Below are 7,075 nucleotides of genomic sequence, written 5' to 3'. Positions count from 1 at the left end.
TCCCCGCCTTTGGCGGGGCCCCTCGCCGGGAGGCTCGCGTCCGCCCTTTCGGGTGGGCCTCATGGACGCTCGGGGGAGCGGCCGCACGGCGCTTTTCCGTTCACGCCCCGTCTTGCCGCGAGGGCGTGTTGTTTACCGGGCATTTCGATGAAGCCGAAACTGCGAGAGGTGCCGGTGAACGGCTCCCGCATGACTTAGACGGATCGCACGTCACTGAAGGTCTTGAAAGTTCCCCGAGCTCCGTCGCAGTGGCCTGGGGCGGCAGATCGCCTACAACGATATGCATCTCGAATTCCTCCCTTGTTTTGAGCGGTGATGGAGAACGATCAGGCCTCGCCTCGGCTCGCAGCATTGAGCGGGGCAGGGGTTGGGCGGGCGCTGCGTCTTCTGCGGCGGTGCCTTCCAGAGCGCAGCGTTGAAGCGGTACCAGAGCCGGAACGCGAGTGGTCATGGGAAAGGCGCGGCCTTTTACCGTTGTCAGGGAGATCGGTGCGGTTTCGTGCCAAGCCACGGCGTGCCGTGGCCCGGGCGGCTGGCTCGTGGGGAAAGGGCACACGGCACCGAAAGCTTGACGAGCTGAGAAACTGGGCACCTGGTGGCGCTCCAGGCGGCGGTTGGGCAATTTCTCGATCGCGCCGAGGAGGGGCCGCTCACTCGGTGCCATGAGGGAAACAGCTTCGTCGCTCGCCCCCGCCCGGCTATTTCGGCCAATGCGGTGCACGTACTCCTCGGCCGCCTGGGGCAGGTTGTAGTTCACCCCGTGATCCCAGGCTTCGATGTCCAGGCCGCGGGTAGCGATGTCGGTTGCCACGAGAATGGGAATCTGCCCGTCTTTGAACCGCCGCAGCACCCGCGTCCGCTGGGGCTGGTGCTTATCGCCATGGATCGCCTCGGCCTGGATCCCGTCCCGGCCGAGCTGGTGGGCCAGGCGGTTGGCGCCATGCTTGGTTCGGGTGAAGACGAGCACGTGGCGCCAGTGGCCGGAAGTGGCCGAGTGGACCAGAAGCGCCCCCTTGTGTTCGGCCGACACCGGGTATACCCGCTGGGTGATCTGCTCGGTCCCGGCATCGCGCCGTGCGACTTCCACGAGGGTCGGCGCGTGCAGCAGCCCCACGGCCAGTCTGCGGATGGCCTCAGTGAAAGTGGCGGAGAACAGCGGGTTCTGCCGTATTGGAGGCAGCAGGGCCAAGAGACGACAGATATCGCGGATGAAGCCCATGTCCAGCATGCGGTCGGCTTCGTCCAGCACCAGGATTTCCACTCGAGACAGGTTCACCCTTTTCTGCTGCAGGTGATGCAGCAGACGGCCCGGGGTGGCCACCAGGATATCCATCTCTTGGCGTAGCGCCTGAACCTGGAGATTCATGTTGACGCCCTCATGGATGAGGGTCGAGCGCAAGGGCAGATCTTTCCCGCAGGCGCGCGCTTTCCTCCACCTGCGCCGTAAGCTCCCGGGTGGGCGTGAGGATGAGCGCCCGCACCGAAGGGCGGGCCAGTGAAGGGGGGCACTGGCGGCAGGGGCCAGGCGCTGGAGCAGGGGAAGGCTGAAGCCGGCAGTCTTGCCGGTGCCGGTCTAGGCAGCGGCGAGCACGTCTTTGCCCTCGAGAATGAGCGAAATGGGCTGGATCTGGATCGGGGTGGGTGCCGTGTAGCCCTGTTCCTCTACTGCATGGAGGAGTTTGGCCCGCAGGCCGAGCTGTGGGAACGATCGGGACACAAGGATCTCCTCGGGATTGGCCTGCTGCAGCTTCATGCCGTTAAGACCGGTTCAGGCAGATGCGCTGTTGCGTTGGCGGGATCGAGGGAGTTCGAAGAGCAGCCGCGAGGGGAGTGCGGCGCCAACCGGACAGAGATGCCGAACCTTGCAGGGCATTGTACACGGTTGGCGCCGGGGCGCGATACCTTCCGCGAGCGGTATAGGAGAGGCGAGGTAATTGCCTCAGGCGAGTCGCTGCCCGATGAAGACGGCACTCAGGCCGATTACCAGGCCCGCCGCGAACAGCAGTACTCCTTCTCCATGACGGTCCCAGGCGGTGGGATGCTTGGGGCCCGGGTCCAGCTTGAGCTCGCGACTGCGGCGCAGGTAGCACGTGGAGACGAGCAGCATCAGCGTACCGAACAGGATAGTCGCGGACCAGGCGAGGAAGGCCGCCTCGGTGCCCATGCGAGAGAGATCGGGCCGCTCGGTCACCAGCGCGTAGGCTAAGGTGGCGTAGCCCCAGGCGAGGGGCTGCATGCAACGGGCATAGGCGGGGAGCCGCCGGGCCGCGAGAGCTGCCACTTGGTCTGCGAAGGATATCAGCCGGCGGTCCCGGGTCCCCTCGACGACCCCGTGGCCGTCATGAAAGCGCAACCGGGCAGCAGGCGTCCTTGCACCGGTCCAGGTCAACTCGAGTCTCAGGTCTTCGAGGCAGCGGTCCGCAGACTCTGCCAATGCTTCTGACCCGCCCAGGGGCCGGTCTCCCAGGCACCAGGTGGCCGTCAGCCCGTGCTTCTCCGCCAGGCGATGGATTTCTTCCAGTCCTTGCCGGTCCATCTGGAACGCCGGAAAGCGGCGCCGGTAAGCTGTAGCCGAAGGCGCTGGGGCGAAGGCACCGACACGCTGAGTCGCCATGGCAAGAGAGATTGCGTCGAACCCGAAGTCGGCGGCACGCGAGAGGGTTTTTTGTGAGAAAGACGTCGGGACGAATCCAGCCCACGCCTCTTCAGCTGAGCAATCGGCGTGCCGCTTCATAGAATCAACGACTTGCAGGGTTCGCCGCGCGCAACTGTAAAGCCCGCCGACTGGGTCTTGGGCGTTTAGGAAGGGTTTCGGCCGACGCCGATCCCCTTGAGGGATGGGATCGGGGTCGATGCCGGGGCCGCCCGGCTGCTACGGGTCGGCGGGTCCAGACGGTTCTCCACCCGGACCAGGTTGAAATGGCGGGTGAGGCCGGAGGCCTCCAACAGCCGGACGACTGCCGGCGCACAGTCCAATACCCACAAATCGCCCTGGCTCGCCCGCCGGCGCAGGTATAGCAGCAGTCGCAGCTCGTCTTCGTCTACGGCGCTCAGGTGGCGCAGGACGATGACCACCGCCTTCCACCAGATCCGGGGAATCCGGTTATAAGCTTCGACACATTCGTTCCAGGAATCGGAGTCGATCTGGTCCTTGAATTCGACGAGGACCGGTTCGATGTCGTTGCCCACTTGGATGCGCATCGACATGGTACCCTCGCTGCCTACCGCCGGAACGCGGCGATTCCTTTTTCTTTATAGTCCAGTTCGAGAGCGGTTGCTGGAATAGCCGTCCTCGATCTCGCGATAGCGTTCAAAGCGCGGGCGTGGGCTGGCGGGAATTGCGGGGCACTTCAAGGGGGCTGGTGCTCACAGTGATGATGTTGAAGTGTCGACGGTACGTCGGCGCCTCGAACAGGCGCACCAGGTCCGGGTGACAGTTCTCCAGGCATACCTCGCAGTCGGTCGCCCGCTCGGAAAGGTAAACCAGCCACGGCATGGGTTCCTCCAGGAGCCATGCCTCCCGCAGGTGGCGCAGCACCACGATGAGGGGTCCTTTCCACCAGCCGGTGGAAACCCGGTTGAGCGCTTCCGCGAGCTGGGTTTCGAAGGCGCCTTCGTCCCTGCGGCCGTCCAGCTCGATGACGATCGGCTCGTTGCGGCATAACCCTTGGTCGAAATGCATGCTCAATCCTCCTCCCGCTGGTGGCAGAGCGCGCCGGATGCTGCGAGAGAAACGGCGCGGCCGTGATTGCTCCGACGGGGTCTGTCACAAGGAGATGCGAGCCAGAACCGTGCCTGGGACTCTGGAGAAGGGCCGGGCGGCGCCACACCGAGAGAAAAAGCGGGCCGAAGCCCGCCTGCCGTCGTCCCGACGCTTTGCTTGGAAGGCCTATGGGCCGAGCACACCGTTACTGGCCATGACGTGTTTCGCGACTTCGTGGTGCTCAAGCCCCGCCATGCCCTGGGGCTCGCCCCGGCCCCGTCCACCGTGGCCCGCTGAAGCGCCTGGTATACCGGCCTCCAGGGAGCAGTACGGGAGAGTCGTTTTCACCGACTGCATAAACGGCCGGGTGAGCCGCTTCTCCTGGAATGGCTCGATGCATCCCGAGTGGCGTGGAATGGCGTGCGGGCTGCGGCCCATGGCGATGCGCGACAAGGCCGCGGCGGCAAAGCCCTTGGGCGTGCGTGTCATCCCTCATTCCTCCTTTTTGTAGGGTTGCCTCATGAGCGCTTGAGCAGCTCGATTACCTTGCGCCCCGGATCGACTCGCACCCAGTCGCCGGTCTTGATGCATTCCCGCGGCGTGCGCGACCAGCCCTCGGTGATGGTCATCTGGGCAAACACGGCACCTTGTACCATCACCGGATTGGTGACGCCGAAGACCAGGGCTTTGGGGGCGATGCCCTTGTGCTTGAGGTCGTAAAAAGCCCAGCCCGCGGCAATACCGCCCTTGGCGGTGGGAAAGAAGCAGATCTTGCCCTTGATCGAGGTCCCTTCCAGTCTGTGACCGGGCCGGGTGATCACCCCGCTCCAGCGGTCCAGGTCGTAGCGGGGGCTAAACCCTTCCTCCGACACCACCGCCTCGCCTTCCACCACCTCGCCGAAGGCGCGATCGACTCGAATCGTTTCCAGCACTTCGCTCATCGGATCCTCCCGGTCACGGCAATATCGACACAGTCCTGGGTGCGGCGCAGGATGGTGTTGAAGCGATGGGCGCCGATGATGTTCACGATCTTCGCCGAGTTGGAAATCATGTTGGTCCAGCCGCTGCGCTCCCGGAGCTGGGACAGGTTCTGCAAGATGTAGAAGCACACGCCCTCCATGAGCGTGACGCCGGCCGCTTCCAGTTTCTGGGCGTAGCCTAGCCTGCGCGCGGCCGACAACACCCCGTTGCTGGAGGTGAGAAACACCTGGGTGCCGGGATGCACTTGCTTGCCCTCGAAGCGTTCCGCCAGGTCCTTGATCTCCCAGAGGGAGAGCTGGGGGCCGGAGAAGACGATCAGATCGCAGCGCCCGTCCTTAAGGTCATAGGAAGCGTATAGCCGCTCCAGATCCCTGTTGGTGATGGTCATCACCGTGTGGGGCTTGTTGCCTCCCAGGGCTGCTTCGAGGCTCGGCGCCTCCGGAGTGACCCCCACCATGTGGAACATGCCCATGGATCCGTAGCTCGCCAGGGCGCAGCCCAGGTGCTTGAGCTCGTCTGCCACCGGAGTGCGCTTGAGCCCGGTGAATACCGGTACCTCGAAATAGCTCTGGTGGGGTTCACCTACCAGCTTACCCACCGCACCCCAGTCAGCCAGGTCGTCCAGATCGGCCTCCAGCTTCACGACGAAAGTGCCCTTGCGGTGGACGTCGAGATGGAAGCCGTATTCCGGCACCCGGCGGGTGAGGGCGGCGGCCAGAGCCGCAGGACCGCTCTCAAAGTTGGTGCGCGCCCCGAACACCGAGTTGGCGTAGATCACGGTGCCGGTGTCGCCCCACGCCACGTGCTCACCCAAGTGGGGCTGGTAAAGGGTCTGGTAGTTGATGCAGGTGTCGGTGGTGGTGATGTTCATGCCGCGCAGCAGCCCGATCAGCTCCCGCTCCTCGGCTACCGCCTTGGGATCTTGTTGGAGCCTTTCGGTGAGGTCGAAGTCTATGCAGCGAGCGTTGGTGGTGACGTTCACCGCGCAGCGCGCTTTCTTCTCGGCGGTGCATCTGAGCCACGACAGGCCTCCTTCGCCCATCACCTCGATGTCGCCCATCATGTGCACGTTGGTTACCGGGACGAAGCGCTGTGCCCCGAAGAACTCGCCGACCCGGATCTGATACTCAAGCGCTTCCTTGACTGCGGCGCCAAGCTCGCCGTGGAGTATGGCCCGCTCTTCAGCGGTCAATTGCATGGTGTCTACCTCCTACTTCTTTCGATGAGAAGCCGTCTTTTGCAGCCCGCGGGTCGGCAGGACCACCTCCTGGATCTTGCGGGTGATGGCGAAGGGCCCCTGGACGCTCAGGCTAAATCGGTAGTTCTCTGGCCGGATGCTGAAGCGGGAGCATTCCAGTGCCGCTCCCTCGGCGCAGTAGGACACCCGCTCCATCACCAGCACCGGGCTGCTTGCCGGCAGCTCCAGCAGCTTCGCCTCCTCAGGTTCCGCTGCCCGGGCGAGGATGCTCACTTCGGCCCGGGTGACGCGCAGACCCAGGAGCTCCTCCAGGATGGAGTAGATCGGATTGCGGCTCGCCTCATCCCAGGATACCCGCGCCGCCGCTGGCGGAAGCCACGCCCGCGCCAGCGCGAATGGATGGCCATGCAGGGAATACACCCGCTGAAGGCACATCACCTCGCGACCGGCGGCGCCGAGAACGAGCTCGATGGGGGCGGGCGCTTGCACGGGTTCGAACCTGAGAAGCCGCGTCTCCGGTGTGTGGCCCTTGGTGACCAGGGCGTCGTAGAAGCCCCGCAGGTCCTGCAGGTCGTGACGCACCACCGGGCCGCCGACGAAGGTTCCTTTTCCCTGCTTGGCCGAGATGAGCCCCTGGCGCGCGAGCAGGGCGAGCGCTAGTCGCACGGTGACGCGGGAGACGGCGAAGCGCTTCATCAGCGCCTGCTCCGAGGGCAGACGCTCGAAGGGTTTGTAGCGGCCCTCGGCGATGTCCCGCGCCAGGCGGTCGGCGATCTGGACGTAGAGAGCGATGCTGCTATCGCGTTCCACCTTCATAGCCTTGGTGCCTGATCGTACGCTGGCGCAGCCTCGACGACCGCACCGGAGAGTAATGCACCACGACCAGGATCAGCAGGCCGAAGACGAGGACCAGATCGTCCAGCAGGCGCTTGCGGCGGGGACAGAGGGGCGCGCTGGAGGTGGAAATGGTTGCCCTGCTTGAGCGCGAAAGCGTTGGCGAGGAACGATCCGGTGATCAGGGCGTACTGGCTCAGCTCGAACACCCAGGTGGTGGGCGCTCTTGCCTTGCGGGCGAGGACGTCGTAGAAAATGGGAAAAGCGAGGCCGGCGGTCATCGCCGCCGCGCCCATCGCCTGGCCAAGGCGCTCCCACCAACGAGCCAGTCCGCGCACGAGTCTCCCCACGGTTTTGCG

General features: G+C 64.9%; 10 protein-coding genes and 1 pseudogene. All 11 read right to left on the bottom strand.

Going from position 1 to position 7,075, the window contains the following annotated elements:
• Positions 1 to 59 precede the first annotated feature (59 nt).
• The gene (locus tag V7Q81_RS16080; RefSeq protein WP_442954768.1) at positions 60 to 143 is read right to left on the bottom strand and encodes a hypothetical protein; all 84 of its coding nucleotides are present in this window, start codon (positions 141 to 143) and stop codon (positions 60 to 62) included.
• A 605-nt stretch (positions 144 to 748) separates the two neighbouring features.
• Positions 749 to 1,399: pseudogene (locus V7Q81_RS16075) on the bottom strand (DEAD/DEAH box helicase); the annotation flags it as partial.
• Positions 1,400 to 1,573: 174 nt separating this feature from the next.
• Positions 1,574 to 1,753 carry a hypothetical protein gene (locus V7Q81_RS05395; RefSeq protein ID WP_333840906.1) on the bottom strand — a complete coding sequence of 60 codons (180 nt, stop codon included), beginning with the start codon at positions 1,751 to 1,753 and terminating at the stop codon, positions 1,574 to 1,576.
• Positions 1,754 to 1,939: 186 nt separating this feature from the next.
• Positions 1,940 to 2,614 (bottom strand): hypothetical protein, encoded by a 675-nt coding sequence (locus V7Q81_RS05390; protein WP_333840905.1) that lies wholly within the window; start codon positions 2,612 to 2,614, stop codon positions 1,940 to 1,942.
• A 185-nt stretch (positions 2,615 to 2,799) separates the two neighbouring features.
• A complete protein-coding gene (locus V7Q81_RS05385) occupies positions 2,800 to 3,207 on the bottom strand; it encodes a hypothetical protein (protein WP_333840904.1) in 408 nt (135 codons plus the stop codon).
• 103 nt (positions 3,208 to 3,310) lie between these two features.
• On the bottom strand, positions 3,311 to 3,682 hold the full coding sequence (locus V7Q81_RS05380; protein WP_333840903.1) for a hypothetical protein: 372 nt from the start codon (positions 3,680 to 3,682) through the stop codon (positions 3,311 to 3,313).
• Between the two features lie 207 nt (positions 3,683 to 3,889).
• The gene (locus tag V7Q81_RS05375; RefSeq protein ID WP_333840902.1) at positions 3,890 to 4,192 is read right to left on the bottom strand and encodes a hypothetical protein; all 303 of its coding nucleotides are present in this window, start codon (positions 4,190 to 4,192) and stop codon (positions 3,890 to 3,892) included.
• Positions 4,193 to 4,221: 29 nt separating this feature from the next.
• Positions 4,222 to 4,635: an aconitase X swivel domain-containing protein gene (locus V7Q81_RS05370; RefSeq protein ID WP_442954766.1), complete on the bottom strand. Its 414-nt coding sequence runs from the start codon at positions 4,633 to 4,635 to the stop codon at positions 4,222 to 4,224.
• Between the two features lie 5 nt (positions 4,636 to 4,640).
• Positions 4,641 to 5,882 carry an aconitase X catalytic domain-containing protein gene (locus V7Q81_RS05365; protein ID WP_333840900.1) on the bottom strand — a complete coding sequence of 414 codons (1,242 nt, stop codon included), beginning with the start codon at positions 5,880 to 5,882 and terminating at the stop codon, positions 4,641 to 4,643.
• 12 nt (positions 5,883 to 5,894) lie between these two features.
• Complete coding sequence (locus V7Q81_RS05360) at positions 5,895 to 6,692, bottom strand: GntR family transcriptional regulator (RefSeq protein WP_333840899.1); 798 nt, start codon at positions 6,690 to 6,692, stop codon at positions 5,895 to 5,897.
• Positions 6,693 to 6,694: 2 nt separating this feature from the next.
• The gene (locus tag V7Q81_RS05355; protein ID WP_333840898.1) at positions 6,695 to 7,054 is read right to left on the bottom strand and encodes a TRAP transporter small permease subunit; all 360 of its coding nucleotides are present in this window, start codon (positions 7,052 to 7,054) and stop codon (positions 6,695 to 6,697) included.
• Positions 7,055 to 7,075 lie beyond the last annotated feature (21 nt).

This window comes from Pelomicrobium sp. (genome assembly GCF_036803785.1).
In the GTDB taxonomy this organism is placed as follows: domain Bacteria; phylum Pseudomonadota; class Gammaproteobacteria; order Burkholderiales; family UBA6910; genus Pelomicrobium.
The sequence above is the reverse complement of the archived record's forward strand: the minus strand, read 5'-3'. Positions and strand labels throughout refer to the sequence as shown.

What these genes read in the sequence shown, in the direction of transcription:
- V7Q81_RS05375 (WP_333840902.1), bottom strand. Translation starts at nt 4,192, where the DNA reads ATGACACGCACGCCCAAGGGCTTTGCCGCCGCGGCCTTGTCGCGCATC.
- V7Q81_RS05385 (WP_333840904.1), bottom strand. Translation starts at nt 3,207, where the DNA reads ATGTCGATGCGCATCCAAGTGGGCAACGACATCGAACCGGTCCTCGTC.
- V7Q81_RS05365 (WP_333840900.1), bottom strand. Translation starts at nt 5,882, where the DNA reads ATGCAATTGACCGCTGAAGAGCGGGCCATACTCCACGGCGAGCTTGGC.
- V7Q81_RS16080 (WP_442954768.1), bottom strand. Translation starts at nt 143, where the DNA reads ATGCCCGGTAAACAACACGCCCTCGCGGCAAGACGGGGCGTGAACGGA.
- V7Q81_RS05380 (WP_333840903.1), bottom strand. Translation starts at nt 3,682, where the DNA reads ATGCATTTCGACCAAGGGTTATGCCGCAACGAGCCGATCGTCATCGAG.
- V7Q81_RS05390 (WP_333840905.1), bottom strand. Translation starts at nt 2,614, where the DNA reads ATGGCGACTCAGCGTGTCGGTGCCTTCGCCCCAGCGCCTTCGGCTACA.
- V7Q81_RS05395 (WP_333840906.1), bottom strand. Translation starts at nt 1,753, where the DNA reads ATGAAGCTGCAGCAGGCCAATCCCGAGGAGATCCTTGTGTCCCGATCG.